Origin of the sequence: Amphibacillus jilinensis Y1, from assembly GCF_000306965.1 — a bacterium.
GTDB lineage: Bacteria > Bacillota > Bacilli > Bacillales > Amphibacillaceae > Amphibacillus_C > Amphibacillus_C jilinensis.
Genome location: NZ_JH976434.1, coordinates 416,958 through 438,258, shown reverse-complemented (window position 1 = coordinate 438,258; position 21,301 = coordinate 416,958). Strand labels below are relative to the sequence as shown.

The following is a 21,301-nucleotide window of genomic DNA, read 5'->3' as shown; positions in this document are numbered from 1 at the left end:
TCGTTATTAGCCAACTGATTGTTAGTTGAGTGAATCAGGGCATTAGCGTCCGTTTAGTGTGAGTGTTTTACGGACGATTATCTGTGATAAAAAGGAGAGAGGTACATGCCATATCATAAAAGAGCGCAGTTCAAAAAAATTCTGTCACAGGAAGTGCATGATCGATCGTTGGTTAGTGGTTGGCATCATTTTTTAGATGAAGAGCATACCGCTAATGATTTAGCCGATGCAACGATTCGTTTTGCCAAACAGTACGATTGGGATTGGATTAAAATAAATCCAAGAGCCACTTATTTAGCGGAAGCCTTTGGTAACGTTTATGATTTTACTGACTATCAATGGGTTTTCCCAAAACAAGTAAAAGCTGTCGTGCAAACACCAAGTGATTTGAGTAAAATTACTCGACTTAATATCTCAAAGTCTGAGCCACTGCAAGAACAGCTTGATGCGGCTAAACAAATCAGAACAGGGTTAGACGACATGCCAATTGTCCAAACGGTGTTTTCACCACTAACCATTTTAATGTTTTTAGCAGGGCATATTTCTTACGTTGATCAAACGATGTATGGCAGTGAGCAACCGATTGATTTTCACCGCCTGCTTACTACACATCGTAGTGAGGTTCATCAAGCGCTACTTGCGATTGCACTTACCATGGCAGATTACATTAAGGAGCTTGAAAAAAACGGTGTCGATGGCTTATTTTATGCGACAACCGGTACGGCACACCCGGATTTATTTACTGAAGCGCAATTTAATGAGTTCTCACGCCCCTATGATATGATCGTATTACAAGCGATTAATCCAGGTGGACGGATTTTGCATACTTGTGGTGCTTATGCTGATCCAGCGCGTTTTAATGATTACCCTGTTGAAGGGATAAGTTGGGATCCTGATGCTACTGGAAATCCTGATTTATCGGTATCGCTTGAGAAAGTTAAAGTAGCGGGGGTAGATCATCATATATTCAATACTGATGATCCAACGTCGATTCAATTACAAGCAAAACAGGCTTTATCCATTATGGAAGGTCAACCATTTTTATTAGTGCCAAATTGTGCGGTATCTCCTGATGCCACACATCAAGCACTTCAATCTTTAAGAGATAGCATTAGACAATAGGGGGCAAAAAGAAATGAAGAAAAAAATATTTTTGTTAATTTTAACTGTAGTAGTCGTATTAGCAGCGTGTGGTGGAGAAGATGACACGGATACAATTACCGTCGGATTTGGTGTTGGAACTTACGAAGAACAATTTAGAGAAGGTATTTTACCTATTTTAGAAGAACAAGGCTATGAAGTAGAAATCCAAGTATTCTCACAAAATATGCAAGTAAACCCTGCAATGGCAGAGGGAGCTATTGATGCAAGTGTGTTTCAAAGTACAGCGTACATGGAAGGGATTAACGATGAGTTAGGAATTGAAATGACGCGATTAGCGTTTGCGCCTGGAGCACCGCAGTCACTTCATTCTGTACGCCACGATTCATTAGATGCGGTCGAAGATGGTTCAACAGTAGCCCTTCCTAATGACCCAGTTAATCAAGAACGGGCTGTCCGTATTCTAGAAGATTTAGGTTGGGTAACGATTGCAGATGATGCAGGAACCACAGATTTTAATTTAAGTAGTGTGTCAGCAGCAGACTATGAGGTTGACTTTCAAGTGTTAGATCCAGCACAAATTCTCGTTTCATTAGAAGATGTGGATTTCGGTATTATTAATGGGAATTATATTGCTGAAGCAGGGATGCGTATTGCTGATGGCTTAGCGATTGAAGACACACCTGAGGAGCATCGCATTATTGTCACCGTATTAGAAGAAGACTTAGATGAAGAATGGGCTCAAGACTTAAAAGCGGCATATGAATCAGCAGAATTTGAAGCATATATTACAGGTGAATCAAAGTATGATGGCTTTGTTTTACCAGAAGCTTGGGAGAATAATTAAGTAAGTTGCTGATTAAAGAAAATCAGTAGAGATCAATAATGGCTCTACTGATTTTTTGGCACGTTTAGCTTGAGACTGTTTGTAACAATGGTTTTCGTGTTTGTTAGTTGAATAAATCAGGACATTAGCGGCCGTTATCACCCACCGGAATAGATTTGCTCTACTCTCTAATTTGAGATGGGTGCTTACGGACGGTTAAAAAAGAAGGAGTGAATGGTAATGGGGAATCGAGTGCATTTTATTGGTGGCGGACAAATGTCTGAAGCAATGATTCGAGCGATTTTAGCGAATAACGTGTTAACAACAAAAGATATAACGGTGACCGATATTAGTGAAGAGCGCCAAACGTATTTAACGGAGACATATCAAATTGAGACTGGTCAACAGCAAACGCAGTTCCTGGCGGATGCTGATCTTATTGTTATTGGTGTCAGACCACAAGATGATCTCCAATCAGTCTGCCAAGTGATTAATAACTATGGCTCAAAAGCTGCGACTGTTATCTCAATTGTAGCAGGTGTGACGATTGATCAATTTGAACGGTGGTTTGAGCAAAACCGAGCGATTGCCCGTGTGATCCCAAATACGTTAACCGATACAGGAAGAGGTTATAGTGGCGTCGCCTTAAATCGACATGCCAATCAAGCAGATGTTGATCCATTCCTAAATGGATTTGGCAAAGTAAAATACATTGATGAGAAATTAATTGATATATTTACGGGCTATGGTGTAGCAGGTCCTAATTACATCTATTATTTTATTGAGTCTTTAGCGGATGCTGGTGTTCTCGCCGGTCTACCTCGTGATATAGCTTGGGAAGTCGCTCTAGAAAATATGGTAGGTGCTGTCGAGATGCTCAAAAAATCTGACAAGCACCCTCGTCAATTATTGGACATTAACAACTCACCTGCTGGTGTTGGGATCAATGCGCTGCATGAATTAAACGGATCAGACTTTGCTGCTGGCTTACAGCGCAGTGTACTTAAAGCAGTTAAACGAACAACAGAATTAGCAAATCAATAGGAGGAGAGTAAAGATGGCAAAGTTAATTTGGGATCATACCGTCCATTACGTTAATGATTTAGAACATGCTCGTCAAACCTTTGAAAAACAAGGCATCACCGCATTTCAAGGTGGTTCACATAAGCAATGGGGAACGTATAACGTTTTAAGTTATTTTGGTTTAACTTACTTGGAGTTCCTTGGCATTGAGGATCGTCAGTTAGCTGAATCGATTACAGAGCCAAATCAAGTGGTAAAAGATGCGGTTAAATGTTTACCTGATCACGAAGGATTTAGTCGAGTAGCTTTACGAACAGATAATATTGAAGCGATTCGAGAACAATTAATCGAGCATCACATTGATGTTTCTCCTATTATGGCGGGCAAGCGATATAATGCGCAAAACCAACTGATTGAGTGGAAGATGATGACGATAGCCGGAGACTTTCAAGGGCTACCTTATCCATTTGTCATTGAATGGTCGGGAACGGATCAAGAAAGATATGAACAATTACGTGAAGCGAGCATTATTTCTGAACATCCACTTGGTGAACTCACTATGTCGGAAGCTGTTTTTCACGTGCCAGATCCAGAAGCAACGGTTAACCATTGGGCGACTGTTTTTCCTATTGAAAAAAAGAGTCCGACTCGCTTAACGCTTGATGATAAAGTATTTGTATTTAAAGAAGCAAGAAAGGCACAGCTCTCTGAACTTGTTATTGATAGTCCTGAGACAAAGTTAATAGAGATGAACGGGGCAAATTACTGCCTTCGATCGACAAAATAAAAAAATAGATATTCAATTTCGACGATTTTTAGTATAATAGAGTAGGTGTGATTTGACCTAGTATTTTCTTAAGTATTAGGTTAGGCTTAGACTACATACTTAGATAGAGAGATGAACAAAAATCGTTAAGGGGATATCTAACATATGTATAAAATTGAAAGCTTTGAAAAACAAATGTTTGCGATGTATCAACTAAGCAATGAAGAGGGCACGTCGTGGATTACCGTTTGCCCTGAACGTGGCGGAATTATAATTGGCTATGGTACCAAAGGTCAAGAGAAGCTATATTTAAATGAAGAAACATTGTATGATCGTAAGCAAAATATTCGTGGCGGGATTCCAATTTTATTCCCAATCTCTGGTCAATTACCTAACGGTCAGTATCAGTGGGAGGATAAGCATTATCATATGCCCAATCACGGCCTTGCTCGTATTCATCCGTGGGAAGTTATTGAGACGTATGCTGATGAAGAAAAAGCGTTTATTTCCATTTTATTTGAGAGTAGCATTGGAACAAAAGAAGCTTACCCGTTTGATTTCGAGGTTATCTTTACATATACACTTAAGGAAGATCAACTCTTTATCTATCAAACTTATCGTAATGTAGGCGCAACTCCAATGCCGATTTATCCCGGACTACATCCTTATTTTAAAGCAAATTCAAAGCTCGTATCGATCGACACTGATGCCGAAACGTATTATGATTATAATGATGGCAAAACAAAAGCGTTTGAAGGGAAAATCGATTTGGAAAAATTGAAGGAAGCTGTCGTTTTAGAGAACAAGCGAACAGCCGTGGACGCTAAGTTTGATGATGTCGATGTTCATATCGAAATGGGAAAAGATTTTCGTTATACCGTTTTATGGTCAGAACAAGACAAGGAATTTGTTTGTGTAGAACCTTGGACTGCCAAGACTGGTGAATTGGAACATCAGGATGAATTAATTATTGTCGAACCCAAACAGGCTCATGAAACATGGGTCAGTTTTCAAGTAGTCTAGCCAAAAAGATCTATTATTTATAGCTCAGAGCAAATGTTGCTTTGGGCTTTTTTGTGTTTGTTATAATAATTACTGGCTCTATACTGAATGTGGTGGTGTCCTCTATCGTGATGGGATTCCTGTAGCGAAGATATTTGTGTCCAAATTGTAGTCGTCCTTTTTATGAACGATTACAAATGGTGGATGATTATCAACGTTGTACAAATGCTTTGTGCAGCTCACTTGGTAGGGATGACAACGAACCGTCTCCTTCGATTATTATAGAAACGATAGATTAAAAAGGCTCTCGTTTGAAATAGTACATAGCAGAGGAAATATGCGAGGCTCCTGCGGAAACACGGGCGACCGAGACCCCACAGCCGGCGTTGCGAGGAGGCTTGGGCGTTCGTCCGCGGAAAGAACCGAGTATATTTCCCTCTGCGGCTTAGCAAGCTTTTAACAAAGATGCATGGTGGAGTGAACATTACACCACCACACTTGACAGAGAACCTAATTACTTGCAGCATCCCACAAGACAAACGAAATCAAACCTATTTATCTATTCTATTTTGTAACCGTTTCGCCTTCATTTCAAACGATAATAAATTGAATTGACACAAATGACGTTCGTAATTTAAAATAACGACTTGCCTTGAATGATAGTTTGTTTTATTTCGTCAGCAAATCTACAACCAGCTCCAATGATTTTTCAGAGGCGAGAGGAGAATAGATAAACCAAGGATCCTCCTGAATCACATAAAGATTTTCTGATTGAACAGCGTCAAGGTTTTGCCATAACGCGCTACGCTCAATATCATGAAACATCCCACCTTCTTCGGTTGTTTCAGGTCCATAGTTAAGTATGACAATATGGTCTCCAGCAAGTTCTGGAATTTTTTCCATGGATATTTCTTCTGTATTAAATTCCACAAATTCAGGGTCATCCTCGATTTTTTCTTGTACATAGGGTGGTGGAGTTAAATCCAGAGAGCGGTAAAAGATGTGCCCAATATTTCGACCACCATAAACACGTAAAATGTCTTTATAGGTCATAAAAATACTGACTGTTTCATCTTGCTCAATGACGCCTTCTAGTTGGTTTTGCACCTCTTGCGCTTTTTGCTTATAATCGGCAATCCAATTTTCAGCTTCTTCTTCTCTATTTAACACTTTGCCCACTTCAGTTAATTGACCATAAACATCGAGAGCACTGAAGTCAATAACAACTGTTGGTGCAATCTTGCTAAGTTGCTGCACCTCGTCTGGACTTGAAGTGATAATTAAATCTGGATTCAATTCCAATACTTTCTCTACATTAACAGGGTGACCGATATCTATCACACCTTCTTGCTGTTCTTTTAAATACTCATTATCTAGTACATGTGAAGCGACGCCAATTGGCTTTTGTCCGAGAGCGAGCATAGCATCTAAATAGTATGTCGTTACAACGCGATCTGGTTGCTGTGGAATTTCAACTTCTACGCCAGTTGAGTCCGTGTATATCCTCGTTTCTGATGCTCCGTCTGTTTGATTATTCTGATCGCATCCACTTAAAACAAAAAGAAGGAGAATGAAGGGGATTAAAAATTTTTTTAGTTGTTTCATGATTCCGTCTCCTTTTCTAGTTACTGATTGGTGAGAGCATGAAGGACATCATCTATTTTTCTCGAATCTGCGATTGGACCATTTAACATCCAATGGCGTGACGATACGGTATAGACATGGCCTGATTTAACAGCAGGAATACTTTGCCAAAGCGTATCTTCTGTTAATTCCTCAAGCATCGCCCAAGCCTGTTCATTATCTTCCTCGTTTCCTAATGACATACCTGCGGTTACAAATAAATAATCTGCCTCTAAATAAGGTAGCTTCTCAAAGGACATCACGATTCCCCATGCATCATCATCTTCTTGTTTTTGTAATTCTTGGATTAAGGGACCTGCTTCTAGGCCTAGATGGTTATCATATAGCACACGAGTATAAGCGAATCCTGGAAATAGCAGCTGTACGTCTTTTTGAGAAGGTCGAATAAAGGCTACGGTCTTGTTCTCACCGACTTGCTCAATAATTTGTTCTTTTGCTTCTGCAAGCTTTGTATTAAAGTTTTCGATTATTTGGTTCGCTTTGTCTTCTTTTTCAAAGATTTCAGCAATTTTTTGTATCGATGTTTCCCAATCTTCACGATCGAAAGCAAGGGTAGGCGCTATGTCGGTTAACCTTTCATAAACATCATCTGTACCTGCATGACTTGCATCGACTAAGATCAAATCAGGTTCCTGTGCAAGTATTGCTTCAAAACTATAACTCATTCCGGTCGTTTCGATGATTTCTGCATCATAGTCTATTAACGCATCATGTAGATATTGTCCCTTTGTTGAAGTTGTGGCTTGTATAGGTGCTTCAAGTGATAACATCATATCTTCAAGACCTAAAACGACGATGCGTTCAGGGTTTTTCGGTACTTCTATTTCCCCTAATTCATGGGTTACCAACTGTGTTTCTGCATTTGTACCATTATTTGATTTCAAATCGGAAGAGGCTTCGGTTGAGTCATCCTTGCTACAACCGAATAATGTTAAAACGATGAATAACATACTAAACCAAAAGTATAAAGCGTTACCTTTTTTCACTGTTAGATACACTCCTTCATATGGTGGAATTCCTGTTGTTTTTCCAAAATTGATCATGTCAAATGGCTTTAAGAATATCACTCTCTTTTGTAGAGATGTTTAATCAATTCACGGTTTTTTTCTTGAAATAAATCATTATGAGACGAGACCCGCCCTCTATTATTTGCATCTGGATCAATGTAAAGTTTAGCCATGTTCACTGCATTACCTGCTTCCTGAAAAGCACCAGCAATTAACTTAAATTTTCCTTCATGGTCGACAATATCACCGGCAGCAAACAGACCTGGAACAGAGGTTTCGCACATTGGGGAAGCAGCAACACGATATTCTTCTGTTACCTTCACGTCCACGCCACTTTGGGTTAGAAGGGCTGTATCACGCTCATAGCCATGATTGATGATGACTTCATCAACCTCAATATTAAAGGTAGACGCATCTTCCTTATTGAGCAATTCAACAGCGTTAATTTGATCATGAGCATGGTCTGCCACCAATTTATGAATCGATGTTTTTAATAGAAGTTCAACCGAGCTGTTTTGCAATTTTTTCACTTCTGCTTCGTGCCCTTTCAACCCTTCATTTCGATACGTAAGGTAGACCTTTTTCGCAATAGGCTCTAACTCATTTGCCCAATCAATCGCTACATTACCACCACCTGAAATAAGCACCGTCTTTCCATGAAACTTTGATAAGGATGTTACGGTATAATTCAGATTGCTAACTTCAAAACGATTTGCTCCTTCCAGCTCTAACCGTGATGGGGTAATAATACCGCCCCCAACGGCTAAGATGACTGTTTTAGAGATATGCTGTTCACCACTTGCTGTTTCAATAAGAAAGAGATCTTGATCATCTTTTTCAATCGCTGTTACTTTTTCACCTAAAACAATTTCCGGATCAAAGGTTTTCGCTTGCTGAACCATCTGTTCAATAAGCTGCTCGCCTGTAATCGGCGTCACCCCACCGATATCCCAAATCAACTTCTCTGGATACACATGAACTTTCCCACCTAAAAATGTGTGGTACTCAATAATTTTAGTCTTCATTTCTCTTAATCCACTATAAAAAGCTGAATAAAGTCCAGCTGGACCCCCACCAATGATCGTTACATCATATATTTGATTAGAATTCATAAGATCTACTCCTTTAAAATAGTAATGTATATTATCACAGATAACTGTCTGTAAAGTGTGTAAAGTATTGTTAACAATAGAGCACAGAGAATGTATTCAGGCGGGAAATATAACACCTGCTCATTCCGGTTCACTCAGCAACCCATCAGTAAGAGAAGTACGAAAACCCCCACTGCTTAAAAGATTCGTTTTATGCTTTTGATTTTGCTAGTAAATATAAGAAGTATGGTGCACCAATTACTGCTACAACGATTCCTGCTGGGATTTCAGATGGCTGAATGAACCAGCGGCCAATTGTGTCTGCAACTAGCAGTAACAATGCTCCTAATGCTGCAGCAGCTGGAATAACGAATTGATGTTTTCCGCCTACTAACTGACGGGCTAAATGTGGAGCGATCAGTCCGATAAAACCAATCCCACCGCTTACCGACACACTTGAGCCTGCTAATGCCACTGCAGCAGCAAGTAAGAATAATCGCTCCTTTTCAATATTAACGCCCAGTCCTGTTGCTGTGACTTCACCAAGGTTGAGCGTATTTAATACACGAGCTTTTATAAAAATATAAGGAATCAAGATTAGTAACCATGGAAGCAACGAGAGGACAAACATCCAGTTCGATCCCCAAATACTTCCGGCTAACCACACCGCAACAAATTGATAATTGTCTGGGGTCAATCGTAAGGTTAATATGATCATGGCAGCACTAATCCCAGCTGCAATAGCAACACCCGTCAACATTAATCTTGTGGGTGATATGCCTTCGCCTCGCTTATAAGAGAGGGCGTAAATAATAATAGCTGTTACGCCGGCACCTATGAAAGCTAAAACTGGCAGAAACATAACAGGAACATCGGAGGTTGAAGGGAAAAAAGAAATAAACAGAACAACTGCTAACCCTGCTCCGGAATTAATCCCTAAAATGCCTGGGTCTGCTAACGGATTGCCTGAAACACCCTGCAGAACACACCCAGCTAACGCAAGTCCCATTCCCACTAAGACTGAAATCACGATTCTCGGTAAACGGAATTCAAACAAAATCAAGTTTTGTTGCTCTGTCCCCATTCCAATCAGTGTTTCAAGCAATTGTAAAGGGGAAAGCCTAATATACCCTGTATTCATGCTAATCATAAATGAGATAAAGATAAGAAGGATGATAATCAATATTGTATAGACCTTACGCTTTTTCTTATTTTGTTGGTAGCTGGAAATAAACTGTTTATCGATCACAATGGTTGCCCTCCTTTTCTAGTCAAGTAAAGGAAGAATGGAACCCCGATGACTGCGATTAAAGCTCCAATCGGTGTTTCCTGAGGTGGGTTAACCATTCTGGCTGCTAAATCGGCTAGTACCACTAATCCCCCCCCTAAAACTGCAGAACAGGGTATGATCCAGCGATAATCATAACCGACAAGAAAACGAGTGATATGGGGGATAACCAGACCGACAAAACCTACTGCACCGACAACTGATACAGCCGAACCTGCCAAAATCAAAATAATAATCGTTCCAAAAAGTTTAATCACCCCTGTTTTTTGACCAAGGCCGACCGCGATTTCTTCACCTAGGCTAAGAAGTGTAATGGATTTGGATAGCACGATAGCTGCTAGAATCGCTAGTATGACCCATGATGCCATAATTTTAATGTTTTCCCATCTAGCACCTGAAACGCCACCTGCATTCCAAAATGCTAAATCTTGATTGATGCGATAATAGATGGCAATTCCTTCACTTAATGCGACAAGCAATGCAGTAACGGCCGCACCTGCTAACACAAGCCGCATGGGGGTTAATCCCCCTTTAGCTAGGGATCCTACACCAAAAACAAGCCCCGCGCCCAGAGCTGCACCGACAAATGCAAAAAGTATGATATATATATAAGGCAGTCCAGGGAAGAAAGCAAAACAAATAGCTAGCATAAAAGCTGCTCCTGCATTTAGACCTAATAACCCTGGATCGGCCAGAGGATTTCGTGTCATACCTTGCATAATTGATCCGGAAACGGCGAGACTGGAACCTACGAGTGCTGCGCCAATCACTCGTGGAAGGCGAGTTTCTTGAATAATTTGATGGGGTACAAGTGTAGAATCATATTGGAATACAGCTGACCAAACTGTCCTCACATCAATTTCAGCTGCTCCAATAGAAACAGATATCCCAATCGCAAGTAATAAGCCAATGATTCCACCAATAAGAATAATGGTAGCTATGACGGGACGAGACTTTAGTCCCTTTTTTTTAACTTCTAATGATGGTTCTACGTAAGCTGACATTTATTTCACCCTGATTTTTTATTCTGTACCATGTGTTTAGTTGATTGACTCAATGTATAAGAGAGATATATAGGATTGTTACTAAATGGGCAGGTTGACATTGTTGCTTCAATGTCAAAAATTGCTTTCAAATTGGATTGGGTCATCACTTGTTCAGGTGTCCCTTCTTCGATAATGGCTCCATCTCTCATAGCAACTAGATTATGAGACACTCTCGATGCATGATTTAGATCGTGGAGCACCATGATAATCGTTCTTTTTTGTTCTTTATTCAATTTCTGAAGCAACAATAAAATGTCCAGTTGATGCGCTAAATCTAAGTAGGTTGTTGGCTCATCTAGTATAAGAATCTCTGTATCTTGAGCGAGTGCCATAGCGATCCATACCCGTTGCCTTTGTCCACCTGATAAAGCTTCAACAGGTCTGTCTTTTAATGGATTTAACCCCGTTGCTTCAATCGCCCAATCAATATGTTTCAGATCGTCTACTTTTAATGTACCCATGCCCGTCTGATAAGGAAATCTACCGTAAGAGATCAGTTCGTATACGGTGAGACCAGTAGGAACTTGAGACGATTGAGGTAAAATCGCCATTTTTTTCGCCACTTCTTTTGTTGGGAGTAGTTGAATGGCTTTACCATCTAAATACACGGCGCCTTTCTGTGTCTTCAATATCCTTGCTATTGCTTTTAATAATGTTGATTTTCCACAACCATTTGCGCCAACGATTGTTGTAATTTTTTGCTCAGGTATTTCAACACTTAAGTCGTCAAGGATGATAAGATTCGAATAGCCTACTTTAACTTGATCAATAGCAAGACTCGGCATGATAAGCACCTCCTTTTATTAATAATAATGATAATCATTATCAATTATACATAAATTTATTGAAAATTCAACATTATTCACTAATTAATCGTTTAATATTGGATGCGTATCTTATTTTTTTGCTAGTGAAGTCCTTCGTCTGACCAAGAGCTAAATATTATAGCATGCAGAGGAGTGGCAAGGGTTTCAGTACGCTTATATCAGAGCAATAAATCACATTATAATTCAGATAGAAAATGCTAGTGATAAATAACAATCAATCGATAGTAGGCATTTTACGTGAAGGTTCGTTTTATTCACTAGCTTAAACCACTTGCTTTTATATACCCCTAATGGTATTATAGTTATTGTGAAGTTATGCACTAAGGTTAAATGGTATCTAAGGAAAATTGAAGGAGGCGTATTTCATGAATAAACGCATATTAATAGTAGGTGGTGTGGCGGGGGGCGCTTCGGTGGCCGCACGTGTTCGCCGTCTTGATGAGCATGCAGAAATTGTTATGTTTGAACGAGGGCCACATGTGTCATTTTCGAATTGTGCTTTACCTTATCATCTGAGCGGGGAGATTGAGACCAGTGAGAAGCTTGTATTGATGAGTCCAGAAAAATTTGCGAAACAATACCGTATTGATGCACAGACAAATACAGAAGTGATTGAGGTTCACCCTAATCAAAAAACGATTGTGGTCAAAAATTTACTTACTCATGAAGTGAAAAAAGAAAAATATGATTTTTTGGTCTTGTCTCCTGGTGCAAGTCCAATTGTTCCTAAATTAGAAGGTGTTGAATCTGATCATGTGTTTACGGTGAGAAATGTCGTTGACATTGAGAAGTTGAATCAATATCTTCAAGGTGAATCAATTGAGGAAGTCGCTGTCATTGGTGGTGGCTTTATTGGTTTAGAAGTTGCTGAAAACCTTGTTTATGCTGGTAAAAAAGTGACGCTTATTGAAGCGCAAGACCAAGTGATGGCTCCATTTGATCATGATATGGTTCAGATCTTACACAAAGAAGTGATTGATCATGATATGACGCTTGTTTTAAATGATGGTATTGAAGCGGTTGAATCCGATCACATTGTGCTCCAGTCTGGGAAAAAGATAACAGCACATGCTGTCGTGATGGCGATAGGTGTCCGTCCAGAAATAGGCTTAGCAAAACAAGCAGATCTGGAACTTGGTGCAACAGGCGGGATTAAAGTCAATCACAACTATCAAACGTCTAATCCTTACATCTATGCAGTTGGCGATGCGATTGAGGTGCATCATAAAATCACTGGTCAAAAAACACGTTTACCTTTAGCGGGTCCAGCACAGCGACAAGCGCGTGCAGCTGCTGGTCATATGTATGGAATTCCCCATCAACATACAGGTGTGATTGGTTCATCTGCTATTAAAGTTTTTGATCTTCATGCAGCAACTACCGGGATTAATGAACGACTAGCCAAAGCAACTGGGTTTGATTATGATTTTGTTTATGTAATTCCTACAGACATGGTTGGGATCATGCCTGAAAGTAACCCGCTTCACTTTAAACTTATTTTTGAAGTGCCGACGGGGCGGATTTTAGGAGCACAGGCGATTGGAAAAGGGAATGTTGATAAACGTATTGATGTGATTGCAACGATGATTATGATGAATGGAACGTTGGAAGATTTGAAGGAGCTTGAGCTCTGCTATTCTCCTGTTTTTGGAACTGCAAAGGATGTTGTTAACTTTGCTGCTTTGGTTGGCTTGAATGTGTTAAATAATGTGGTTAAGCAAGTTAAAGTAACCGAGGTGCGCAAACTGGTAGAAACGGATGCTTTTATTATTGATGCGCGCGAGTCTAATGAATTTAAGCGCGCGCATTTGAGAAATGCGATTAATATTCCACTAAGTCAGTTCCGTCAACGCCTTGATGAGATTCCAAAAGATCAACCGGTTTATATCCATTGTCGATCAGCACAACGAAGCTATAATATGGTTGTTGCGCTACAACACCTTGGTTATGATCAAGTTTATAACATTTCAGGTTCATTTTTGGGTATTTCTTTATATGAGTATTTTAATGATTGCAGTCAAGGACGAGAACCGATCGTTACAGCTTATAATTTTAAATAAGTAAAACCAGTACCCCTCGTCTACAGATAACCGTCCGCAAAACGCCCGCCTCAAAATAGAGAGCAGAGATGACCTGTTTAGACGAGGGATAATGGGCGCTAATATCCTGATTTACTCAACCTTTAATCAGTGGGCATAGAACGACCACCACTGATTGAAGGTTCGTTTGATCTGCACAGGTCTTTATTGTTAATTAAAGTCTCGAGCGATAGTCGTTTTCCATGTTTTTGTTGTTACCTCTTGTTCATGTTCATATGCAGTAATTGTGTTGACGAGGTGAAAATGGTTTAAATCGGCAGTCATCTCACTGTAAGTGACGAGTTTGGTTTGCCAGTCGCCTCTGCCAACTGTTAATTCCCACTCACATTGCGCCTTAGCTGTTAGTGGATCGTTCTCACGAATGGTATACGTATTTTTGTTAATACTGCCATACTCAAGTCCATTTGTTGGTAAACGACGGCGACCTTCGTCAGAGTAGTCCACGACTTTCCAAGTTGACTGTATCGGTTGGTGAATAATATCATAAGACCTTTTTTCTTCTCTTAAAATTTCACGTTTCATAATTTCTGCTGTTTCAGGTAGATCAAAGTTAGCAACTTTCTGATCCACTCCGTCCCCGTTTCTTACAGGTAGCTCAATATAAGTATGTTCACCTGTATATAATGTGAGGTTGACCGGTTTAGGTGATGGCCAAGCTTTTGTCCAATACGTTGGAGATAAAGCAACTTCCAAACGATGGCCAGCTGGAATTTGTTGTCCTAAAGCATTTAACTTAACTGCAATATCATATCGCTTACCAGACTCTAATGCTACAGGATATTCATGTGACTGATAATGGTTTAAATTAAGCATGCCCCAACTGATTAAAGTAGACTCACCGCTTGGTGCTTTGTCCATCAATCGAACAACGATCATAGCATTTTCCTGATCGACACTTACCCGGCCATGAAAGACAGGTTCACCAAGGTAATCGGTTGTTTCTATTATAGGATCAGACACAAAGGTGATCGCTTTGCCATTTTCCAGTCGCTGATCTGCAGGCAAGTCACCAGGCTGACCAAATGGACAAAATGTTCCTGCGTAAAGCCCGTGTTCTTGTACGCTTGGAATGGAAAGCGCTGTTTCACTCGGTGGTTCAAATGCTAACTTCTGTTCATGTAAATAGTTTTTTTGGTTATCAATCGATGGTGCTGGCCATGCCATTTCTCCAATCCAACGTCCAGGGCGTTCGTCATAGCTTACGGCAGGTTTCTCGCTTTTTTGGATCCATGCCGTAAGCTTTGGTTCATCCATAATGCCGGTATCGATATCTTTTAACCAATAGTCCCACCAACGTAATGCCTCTTGTAAGAAACCAATTGCAGGTTCTGGTGTGGCAACTTCAGGATACTCGTGAGCCCAAGGTCCGATTAAACCTTTAGCGTGGGGTAAATGCTCTAACATACGAAAAATCGGATCGGTATAGGCGTCTTGCCAGCCCCCAACCGCAAACACAGGAATATTAACATCTGTGTAGTCTTCACAAATAGAACCATGTTTCCAGTAGTCATCACGCCGTTGATGACGAAGCCATTCCTCAACAAATGGTGGGGTATTTTCAATTCTATTTATCCAATTATCTCGCCAACGATCTCCAACCACTTCTGGATCTTGTGGTCGAGCGTTGTATGCAAACATTGTTGATGCCCACCAGAGCATATCAGAAGCTAAAATATTGCCACCACGATAATGGACATCATCACGATAGCGGTCATCAGTCGAGCATAGGGTGATGATTGTTTTTAGTGCAGGGTGTTGGCGCGCAGCAACTTGCAGGCTGTTGAACCCACCCCATGATTTACCGAACATACCGATTTTACCTGTCGACCATGGTTGCTTAGCAATCCAATCGAGGATTTCAAGGGCATCATCTTGCTCTTGTTTCAAGTACTCATCAAGTAAAATGTCATCTGAATCACCAGCACCCCTAATGTCCACGCGTATGCTTGCATAACCGTGGCCAGCGAAATATGGATGACGGGCAGAGTCTCGAATCGCTGTGAAATCATTTTTTCGATAAGGTAAATATTCAAGCAGTGCGGGGACTGGGTTGTTTTCTGCATCTGTTGGCATCCACAGCGTTGCCGCTAATTTCTTACCATCTGACATTGGAATAAAAATATGTTCGTGCTTTTCAATATCTCGCGGAAAGTGAACCTTTGTTTGTCTTTTATTTGATTCTTGAATGTTAAAAACCATTTTGTTGTCCCCCTAATGTGTTGGTGTATATTTAATCAATGCTCTTTTGTCTGGTTTAATATATTGGAGGATGATATCTTGAACAGATTCAAGTGTATACTGAATAGCCTCTTGTTCTGTCCAACCTCTTCTTTGGTTCATATAAGTTGTCATCGCACCGGTCCAAATCATAAATGTTATATCAGCTAGGTGTTTAATATGCTTATCGTCAATAAAACCTTCTTCAATGGCAGGTTCAATAAATTTAGAACTTCTACGTGCAAAACTCTCATCCATCAATAACTCTTTCATTTCTGGAGGAATAGCTATTAAGTCATCTGGAAAAACATCATAATATTTATCTAAAAGTGATTGGGCTGAACTGCCTACATTTTCAATAAAAATAACCGCATAGATGTAAGGTTGTTTAAAACTATGTTTACAAAAACATTCCCAAGAATAGAGCCATTTTTCGATCGTGTTGTTTCCTTTTGCTAAAAAAGTTGATAAATCTGCACTATATGATTTTGTAAATCGTAAAGCCGCAAAAAATTTTAGTTGAGATAAGTCGGAAAAGTAGTTATATGCAGTAGAACTTGTATAACCCGCTAAATCAGCAACTTTGCGTATTGTAAGCTTTTCCATGCCTTCTTCAGTAATTAAATCTGTCGCTGCTTCAATGAAATATTGCCACATTCTTGTGCGTTGTAAAGCTTTTCGATCGTTTTTCAACTTCCAACCCTCCTTTGGTATGAACGTGTTTTTTTTATGAACGTGTTCATTTTATGTTATTTATAGTCTAACAAAACTTGAACAGATGTCAAAAAACAAATATATTCTGCATGATAGCAATTGCAAAAGTTGTAAATTATGGTATGCTGTATATAACTTAAAATTATAGATAGTAGGGAGCTATGCATATCATGAAAAGTACAGGTATTGTTCGAAAAACGGATCATTTAGGACGGATTGTTCTACCGAAAGAATTACGTCGCTCACTTGATATTGCAACCAAAGACCCACTAGAAATATTTATTGACGGTGAACGCATAGTGTTAAAGAAGTTTAAACCTGTCAAAGAGTGTATGGTTACAGGTGAAATTAGTGATGAAAACTACGTCTTGTGTGGTGGCAAAGTCATCTTAAGTGAAGAAGGGATGCGTAGCCTTCTTCAAGAATTAGATAAATAATAGTGTTAACATTAATTTAAAAATGAGAGGTGATCTTACTGGATCAACCTTTCTTTTTTACTTATTAGCATGTATTTAAATTTTTACCAATTTTGTTCGAAGCAGGAGTGTACATACGGTGTCAAATAAACGAGAAGCTTATTTTAAAATGAACAAGCAAAAAATATGGGATGATCAATTATTCATGAATGATTTAGGCCCGAGGTTAACGGGAAGTAAAGCACATAAATGCTATATACAATTTATTAAAAAAGAATTAGAGAAGATCGGACTTCAATATGTTACAGATAGCTACAAGATGAATCGCTGGGAAGCAAAAGCATGCAAACTTTCAATCCGTTATGGATCAAAAACGAAAGACATTCCATTATCATCTTATTATCCTTATTCTGGATCGACAGACGGGATAGATGGCGAGCTTTTTTTCTGTCGTTCCAATAAAGATTTAGAAAAAGCTGCAGGTAAAATAGCTATTTATCCAGTAAAAAACGTTAAGATACCAGCCATGTACCTTTTTAAGAAATGGAGAGGATATCGGGATCATCAATCGAAACTACCTTTCCTTATTCAACATCCCGTGATAAATGCCGCTATTAAAGGACCAGACTTGAGTGTTGCTGAGAAATTTGGTGTGAAAGCAGTTATTTGTGTGTTTGAGAATCAATCAGCTGAGCTTTCTTATCGTCAATATTTACCGTTTACGGAACCTCAGCATCAGTGTCCAACAGTGTGGGTTAGCCATACAGAGGGGGCAGTTTTGAAAGAACGAGCCAAAGAAGGAGCTTCTGCACATTTAATTCTTGAAGCTGAACAAGAAAAGACGGCGTCGGAAACGGTGTATGCAGTATTGCCAGGGGAAGATGAAGGGAAAGAAACGATTATTATTAACACGCATACGGACGGTCCGAACGCTATTGAGGAAAATGGAGGCATTGCTTTACTTCATCTTGCTGATTTTTTTAGTAGAATGCCTATATCTCAGCGAAAAAGAACTTTAGTGTTTGTGTTTGTAACTGGCCACTTTCAACTTCCGCAGTTTGGGATGGGTGAGCAACAAGCAACTTCACGGTGGTTGAACGATCATCGTGAGTGGTGGGATGGTAAAGGAGACCATTTTAAAGCTATTGCTGGAATCACAATTGAACACTTGGGCTGTATGGAATGGACTGACCAAAATCGTTCAGGTTTATATCAAGCGACAGAAAACATAGAGCGTGAAATTGTGTATGCTTCAAATGATAAGCTAAATGATCTATACTGGGATGCCACAGAAGATCGAACACAGTTGCGTTCATCAACCTTTAAAGCTGACAGTCGCTTTTATTTTGGAGAAGGTGAACCATTATATCAAGCAGGAATTCCTTCGCTTTCTTTTGTCCCTGCACCTCTTTATTTATGTGCAGCAGGAGAGAATGGTGAAATTGATAAAATTGATGCCGATTTGTTTGTAGAACAGACGATTACCTTTGCGAAAGTGATCGAGCGATTAATTCAAAACTGAGTGATGACAACTATGATTAAGAAGCAAATGTCAATTGGGTATATTTTATATTTCGGGAAGGTGGATTTATATAATCGAAAGCGTTTCTTATAAAAAAACGAGTACTATAGTAAGGAGAATTAAATCTTAACACTACTATTTGACTTCACACAACCTACTTAAATAATGCGACTTAAATGAAAAGGAAAGCTGAGCTCATGTCACAGCTTTCCTTTGTTATCTAGAAAACTCTCATAGATGACCGTCCGTAATCTCCCTCAAAATTTATAAAAGGTGTAAATTTCCGGTGGTAGTATTCTCCCTTAAGATAGCAGATCAAGAAATCTGTATACCTTTGGTGGGTTATTCGAGACCGTTTTATTATAGGTGGTGACAGCATATATGATGATAAGCTTGTACTAAATTTAGTTACTTACTCCTGTCATTAATAACGTAATCGTATCCGTTTACTCCTTTAGCTAAAGGCCCTTTTGGATTTAGCTTGACATGTGGTTACCGTTTTATATCTTAATTGTAATTATTTATAGAAATTAAAGAATTTTATTTTTTAGTTAAAATTACTGTTATAATGGAAATAGATTAACAGTATAAGGAGTATTAGTACAATGATATGGGATTCTTTTAAAATGATTTGGAAAATATTTTATCGTAATAAGTTTTTTTTATTAGTGCTTGTCCTAGCATTTTTATATGTAGAAACGTTGTTTTATCATTATCTCTTTTTGGATTATGATCCAGGAGAAACATTAGCCAGATCAAGCTTTGTTGTTCAGGGTGGCATTATCGTTTCTATGATGTTAGGGGTTCAAATTATTAGAGTAGAAGAAAAAGTGAAGCTTGATGAGTTATTGAGCTCAATTCAATTGGGTACCCTAAACAAGCTACTTGGTAAAGCTTTGTTTTTTTTGTCGCTTATTTTAGTTTTCTCGCTAATTTCTATTTTTTCGTTGTTTTTAATGCTCTATATTAGTGGTTTATCGATCTCTTCATTTTATTTGAGTGCAGCGCTTTATATTTTGCTGTATTGGTCGTTAAGCTTTCTTATTGGAGGAATAATTGGGTCATTATTTGCGTTTTGGATTAAAGGTAAATTACTTTACGTTTTCATAATTTTAGTTTGGTTGCTCATTAGTCCACTTAATACGCCCTTCATGATTCAACTAGGCTTGTTGTTTAATATAGAGAACACATTAGAGTTATCCAACCTGTTTAATTTAGGACAGGCCAACCCTTACGAACCTTATCATGCTCTATATGGTTATTCTCTTGAAGTTGCACAATGGCTAAAAAAAGGACTGTGGATAACTTTTCTATTTGCTCTTATTTTTTTATCTATTGGATTGAAGACACGACGAATACACAATTTTATGGTTGCTTTAGTAATCTTCCTAGTTAGTATTCCTTTCAGTTATGCCTTTAACCAAGAGGATCAGGTTCTAGCATTTGATAGAGAAGCAGATGCTGTTTTTGAGTATGACTTTAATTATTACCAAGACTATCATGACCTTTTTTCAGAGGAAAACGGTGATGATATTATCATATTAGGATACGATATAGTATTAAACACGAACAGAAAGATTACGGCTTCAGTTGATGTTAATTTGCAGAATATTGGTGAAACCGAAAAAGATATGTTGACATTTTCGTTGTATCACAATTTAAAAGTAAACGAGGTCTCGTATGGAGATAATTCATTAAACTATGAGCAAAAAGGAGATCTAGTTTCAGTAAATCTTCCGTCAGGTATAAGACCGCAGGAAGTTCTAACCTTATCATTTGATTATGTAGGGATTAGTTCACCTTCCTTCTTTGCAAATGAGCAAGCTGTAAATTTGCCTTTTTATTTTCCATGGCTTCCAACTACTAAGCAGAGCCCGGCGATGAAAATTTATGATAGCGAGATATTTTGGCTTCCGTTACATCCAAATGCTGAAATAGAGTATTCTCTTTCTTATACCGGACCTGAACCGTTATATACGAATTTAAATAAAATGCCTAATGGCACTTGGAAAGGTAAAACAAAAAACGGTATTACCTTAATTGCAGGAAGTGTGGGAAAGGAAATAATAGCCGACGTAGAAATTATATATCCTTTAACTTCGGAAAGTATGCTTGGTGAATTTGATCAATTTAACAGTGTAATTAGCACCTCTATTACTGAAATAACTAGAATTTTAGATATAAAGGAAACATTCAACATAAAACAAGTAATTTTTAGACCAACCTTTTCAGATTTAAATATTCCTGAGCAATTTGTTTGGGCTAGTGAAGATCAATTAATTATTTCTTCAAATATTTATTTTCAAAATAATGAAGGTAGTTTGGAAGAGAGTAATCCTTACTTAACTTATGGACTTGTACCCGCTGTAACTTGGAAATATGAAGGAGTTATTTTTGAAGATCTTACGTATGTTCAACTATTTGATGCTTCTTTCTCATATTGGTATAACGAAAACAAAGGTATAGAAACAACGTATTCATTTTTTGAATTTTTTGTTGACGATCTAAAAAGACAGGCTGACTTTAATCAACAAAATTCTGAAAAAGAAGATACAGAATTAGTTTTCAAGGCAAAAATTGCAGAAAAACTTTATAGAGGCATAAAAAATGGCAAGATTGATGAACTATTTTTTAGAGAATGGTATAGCGAATTGAGATCTGGAAATGCCGATTGGGAGTCTTTGAAACAAAGAATAGAATTATAGTTAAGGG

At 38.7% G+C, this 21,301-nt stretch carries 17 protein-coding genes and 1 pseudogene; 10 read left to right on the top strand and 8 right to left on the bottom strand.

Annotated features, from left to right (window positions below):
• Positions 1-105: 105 nt before the first annotated feature.
• The 6 genes and pseudogenes from B494_RS0102680 to B494_RS21695 form a co-directional block, all read left to right on the top strand.
• Positions 106-1,122, top strand: a complete 1,017-nt coding sequence (locus B494_RS0102680; protein WP_017470819.1) for a uroporphyrinogen decarboxylase family protein — start codon at positions 106-108, stop codon at positions 1,120-1,122.
• A gap of 13 nt (positions 1,123-1,135) precedes the next feature.
• Complete coding sequence (locus B494_RS0102675; RefSeq protein WP_017470818.1) at positions 1,136-1,948, top strand: MetQ/NlpA family ABC transporter substrate-binding protein; 813 nt, start codon at positions 1,136-1,138, stop codon at positions 1,946-1,948.
• A 219-nt stretch (positions 1,949-2,167) separates the two neighbouring features.
• Entirely contained in the window at positions 2,168-2,971 is an 804-nt protein-coding gene (gene proC, locus B494_RS0102670) for a pyrroline-5-carboxylate reductase (RefSeq protein ID WP_017470817.1), read from the top strand.
• A 13-nt stretch (positions 2,972-2,984) separates the two neighbouring features.
• Positions 2,985-3,737 carry a VOC family protein gene (locus B494_RS18850; protein WP_017470816.1) on the top strand — a complete coding sequence of 251 codons (753 nt, stop codon included), beginning with the start codon at positions 2,985-2,987 and terminating at the stop codon, positions 3,735-3,737.
• 144 nt (positions 3,738-3,881) lie between these two features.
• Positions 3,882-4,739 (top strand): aldose epimerase family protein, encoded by an 858-nt coding sequence (locus B494_RS0102660; protein WP_017470815.1) that lies wholly within the window; start codon positions 3,882-3,884, stop codon positions 4,737-4,739.
• A 125-nt stretch (positions 4,740-4,864) separates the two neighbouring features.
• Positions 4,865-4,997, top strand: a pseudogene (locus tag B494_RS21695) (ISL3 family transposase); the annotation flags it as partial.
• A gap of 390 nt (positions 4,998-5,387) precedes the next feature.
• Here the strand turns inward: B494_RS21695 and B494_RS0102655 are convergent.
• The 6 genes from B494_RS0102655 to B494_RS0102630 form a co-directional block, all read right to left on the bottom strand.
• Positions 5,388-6,323: an ABC transporter substrate-binding protein gene (locus B494_RS0102655; protein ID WP_017470814.1), complete on the bottom strand. Its 936-nt coding sequence runs from the start codon at positions 6,321-6,323 to the stop codon at positions 5,388-5,390.
• Positions 6,324-6,343: 20 nt separating this feature from the next.
• A complete protein-coding gene (locus B494_RS18845) occupies positions 6,344-7,348 on the bottom strand; it encodes an ABC transporter substrate-binding protein (protein WP_017470813.1) in 1,005 nt (334 codons plus the stop codon).
• 77 nt (positions 7,349-7,425) lie between these two features.
• The gene (locus B494_RS0102645; RefSeq protein WP_017470812.1) at positions 7,426-8,481 is read right to left on the bottom strand and encodes an NAD(P)/FAD-dependent oxidoreductase; all 1,056 of its coding nucleotides are present in this window, start codon (positions 8,479-8,481) and stop codon (positions 7,426-7,428) included.
• Positions 8,482-8,671: 190 nt separating this feature from the next.
• Positions 8,672-9,691 carry a FecCD family ABC transporter permease gene (locus tag B494_RS0102640; RefSeq protein WP_241211400.1) on the bottom strand — a complete coding sequence of 340 codons (1,020 nt, stop codon included), beginning with the start codon at positions 9,689-9,691 and terminating at the stop codon, positions 8,672-8,674.
• Positions 9,692-9,705: 14 nt separating this feature from the next.
• Positions 9,706-10,752, bottom strand: coding sequence for a FecCD family ABC transporter permease (locus B494_RS0102635; protein WP_017470810.1), 1,047 nt, complete (start codon positions 10,750-10,752; stop codon positions 9,706-9,708).
• Positions 10,753-10,757: 5 nt separating this feature from the next.
• Entirely contained in the window at positions 10,758-11,579 is an 822-nt protein-coding gene (locus B494_RS0102630) for an ABC transporter ATP-binding protein (protein WP_017470809.1), read from the bottom strand.
• Between the two features lie 407 nt (positions 11,580-11,986).
• Between B494_RS0102630 and B494_RS0102625 the strand changes: the two genes are divergently transcribed.
• Positions 11,987-13,681 (top strand): FAD-dependent oxidoreductase, encoded by a 1,695-nt coding sequence (locus B494_RS0102625; RefSeq protein WP_017470808.1) that lies wholly within the window; start codon positions 11,987-11,989, stop codon positions 13,679-13,681.
• A 189-nt stretch (positions 13,682-13,870) separates the two neighbouring features.
• On the opposite strand, the gene B494_RS0102620 is transcribed toward B494_RS0102625, so the two are convergent.
• Together B494_RS0102620 and B494_RS0102615 are read right to left on the bottom strand one after the other, a co-directional pair.
• Entirely contained in the window at positions 13,871-15,919 is a 2,049-nt protein-coding gene (locus tag B494_RS0102620) for a CocE/NonD family hydrolase (RefSeq protein ID WP_017470807.1), read from the bottom strand.
• A 12-nt stretch (positions 15,920-15,931) separates the two neighbouring features.
• Positions 15,932-16,630, bottom strand: coding sequence for a TetR/AcrR family transcriptional regulator (locus tag B494_RS0102615; RefSeq protein WP_017470806.1), 699 nt, complete (start codon positions 16,628-16,630; stop codon positions 15,932-15,934).
• 191 nt (positions 16,631-16,821) lie between these two features.
• On the opposite strand from B494_RS0102615, the gene B494_RS0102610 reads away from it, so the two are divergent.
• From B494_RS0102610 to B494_RS0102600, 3 genes are all read left to right on the top strand, one after another.
• The gene (locus B494_RS0102610) at positions 16,822-17,088 is read left to right on the top strand and encodes an AbrB/MazE/SpoVT family DNA-binding domain-containing protein (protein WP_017470805.1); all 267 of its coding nucleotides are present in this window, start codon (positions 16,822-16,824) and stop codon (positions 17,086-17,088) included.
• A gap of 118 nt (positions 17,089-17,206) precedes the next feature.
• Positions 17,207-18,589, top strand: coding sequence for a zinc-binding metallopeptidase family protein (locus B494_RS18840; RefSeq protein WP_017470804.1), 1,383 nt, complete (start codon positions 17,207-17,209; stop codon positions 18,587-18,589).
• A gap of 605 nt (positions 18,590-19,194) precedes the next feature.
• Positions 19,195-21,294: an ABC transporter permease gene (locus tag B494_RS0102600; protein ID WP_017470803.1), complete on the top strand. Its 2,100-nt coding sequence runs from the start codon at positions 19,195-19,197 to the stop codon at positions 21,292-21,294.
• The last annotated feature ends 7 nt before the right edge of the window (positions 21,295-21,301 follow it).